Source organism: Vibrio sp. 10N.222.48.A3, from assembly GCF_041475345.1.
GTDB classification, from domain to species: domain Bacteria; phylum Pseudomonadota; class Gammaproteobacteria; order Enterobacterales; family Vibrionaceae; genus Vibrio; species Vibrio tasmaniensis_A.
In genome coordinates, this window is the sequence record NZ_JBFRVX010000854.1 from 1 (window position 1) to 2,460 (window position 2,460).

The following is a 2,460-nucleotide window of genomic DNA, read 5'->3' on the forward strand; positions in this document are numbered from 1 at the left end:
GATCTACCACTGGGTGATATCAGTGGTAGATCCGGCTGCTCAAAGCTAAATGCATAATCGACACTATTCACATTCACTGTATAGTTTGCAGGGCCAGAAATTGGCAAGTAATAAACCATATCGAGTTCATACACACCACCAGCAGGAAGCTCTTTCCATGCAGGTAATGTAAACGCTACTCTGTGCATCGGACCATCTAGACCACCAATATTATTGGCACGAGTGTGACCAGAAGCAATCACAGACAAACCACCGCCCGATTGATCTTTTGCGTTATCAGGTGCAGACACTGGGATATCGAACTGGAACTCAGTACCACCAGGAAGCGCTTGACCTGTATTGTTTGTAAACGTGATCTTAGGGTTAATTGGATAGTTTTGATCACCGACTTTGAAGCCACCTACAGAAACAGTAATATCTAATGCTTCCGTTGGGATAGCACCCGTTGCAACCTTGTTTCCATATGGAGTAGCTGACTTAAACTTATCGTAGATAGCTTTCGTCATAGTGTTACCCATATGGAACTCACCGTTTCCGCTATTACACGCCTGTTCGGTTGTATCGATTGAAGTTCGGTTACCGTTCGCATCGAGTACGTAACAGTTGTAATCCCCTGCTAGTTCCCAGAACATGATGCCACCGATTTCTTTGTCGATAACGTAATCGGCTTTCACATCGATAGAATCTTTATCTTCCGTTGAAAGGAATACGCCCTTCTCTGCGTTCCACAACCAAGGAGCAACAGCCACGCTGTCATAGTTACGCGTGTAAGTCCCCATTAGAACATCTGAAGGATCGTTAACAGGATCAAGCTTGTAAGCTGCTGCATAAGAACCCCAAATGCCTTTCTCTAAGTTCTTCGCATGCCACATTGGGTTTGAACCTGCACCCATTTCGTTGCCTTTCGGATCAGTATCGTGCCACATGTTATCGATACCAATTGCGCCATGGCCACAGTTGTTCTTCTCGCCTTCACCAGTACCTGCTGAACATTCAGCTTGGTTTGGCAGTGCTGCTCGGCCCCAAAGACCATTCTCACCACCAGTTACACCTTGCCAACCACGTGTGTAGTAAGGCACACCGATGTTAATACGACCTGCTGGCATAGAACCACGGAAGTAGTGGTAGGCCCAATCCGTATTCAGGTAACCGATACCGCCGTAAGCCGCTGTGCCGTATACGTTCCACTGTGCTAACTCTGAATCTTTACCTGTATCAAACAACGCAGCGTTATGGCCTACGTGATCGTTCCACGCACCGTGAAGGTCATAAGACATGATATTTACGTAATCGAGATATTTGGTTACATCGAATGTTTCCATACCACGCAGTAGGTAACCCGAAGAAGGCGCCGCGATCGTTAACATGTAGTGATTGCCATCTTGCGAAGAGGCTGCATCAAGCTTCTCACGCAACACTTTCATCAACACTTGGTAAGAAGCCCATAGGTATTGACGACGTGGTTCCATAAAGTCTTTATCGTACGGATTACCTGCGCCCGCCATTGACGTCGGGTATTCGTAATCGATATCTAGACCATCGAACTGGTATTTACGAAGCATTTCAACCGCTGAAGTTGCGAATGTTTCGATACCTTGATGGTTAATAGAACCGTCAGCATTGGTCGTCATGGTATAGAAACCACCATCAGCCACTCGGCTACCATCAGTGGCGAAGTGGCCACCGGTCTCCGCCCAACCACCGATTGAGATTAAAGTCTTAACATCGTGTTTTTTCTTCGCTGTCGCTAATGCACCGAAGTGACCTTTGAAGCCTAATGCTGGGTCAACTTCCACGCCCGGCCACTCTTTACCAACCGCTGCGTTGTTCGGATCGTTCACATCACCCACGTTTACTTTGCCATCTGAGCCGATGCTCACGAAAGCGTAGTTAATGTGTGTGAGTTGTTCCCAAGGAATGTCATTTACTAGGTAAGCAGCTTGTGGGTCATCCCCTGCACGCCAGCTGGTGAAGTAACCAATGACACGACGTGGGTGATCCGCGCCCATTTTCTCACGGCCTTCATCATCGTAAATCGTACAATAAGGAACATCGACACCTTGAGTTTGATACAAGCCATCAGGTCGACAAGTGCTCACCGTTGGTACGCCATTCACCGTCAAAGAAGCCAGCGCTGAATCTGTCGTTGCGCCTTGATTGTCAGTCGCTTTTGCGTAAACCGCTAAAGAACCCGCTTGAGTGGTTGTGTAGTTAAGCGTGTATGGGCTTGTCGCAGCCGTTCCGACTAAAGAACCTGCCACATAAAAATCGACCTTATCAACCGTACCATCGCTGTCTGTTGCCGTTGCGGTAAGCGTTACCACACCACCAACATCAACCGAAGATGCAGAAAGCGCAACCGATACTGTCGGCGCTTCATTTCCAGGTGTAACTGAATCGACAGAAATAGAGACCGCGCTCGCTAAGCTAGCCGCGCCTTCATTGTCTGTAGCAACAACC

At 47.9% G+C, this 2,460-nt stretch carries 1 protein-coding gene; it reads right to left on the reverse strand.

The window, feature by feature from the left end:
• Positions 1-2,460 (reverse strand): chitinase C-terminal domain-containing protein (locus AB4653_RS20825; protein ID WP_372105222.1); only part of this gene is annotated, 2,460 nt, incomplete at both ends.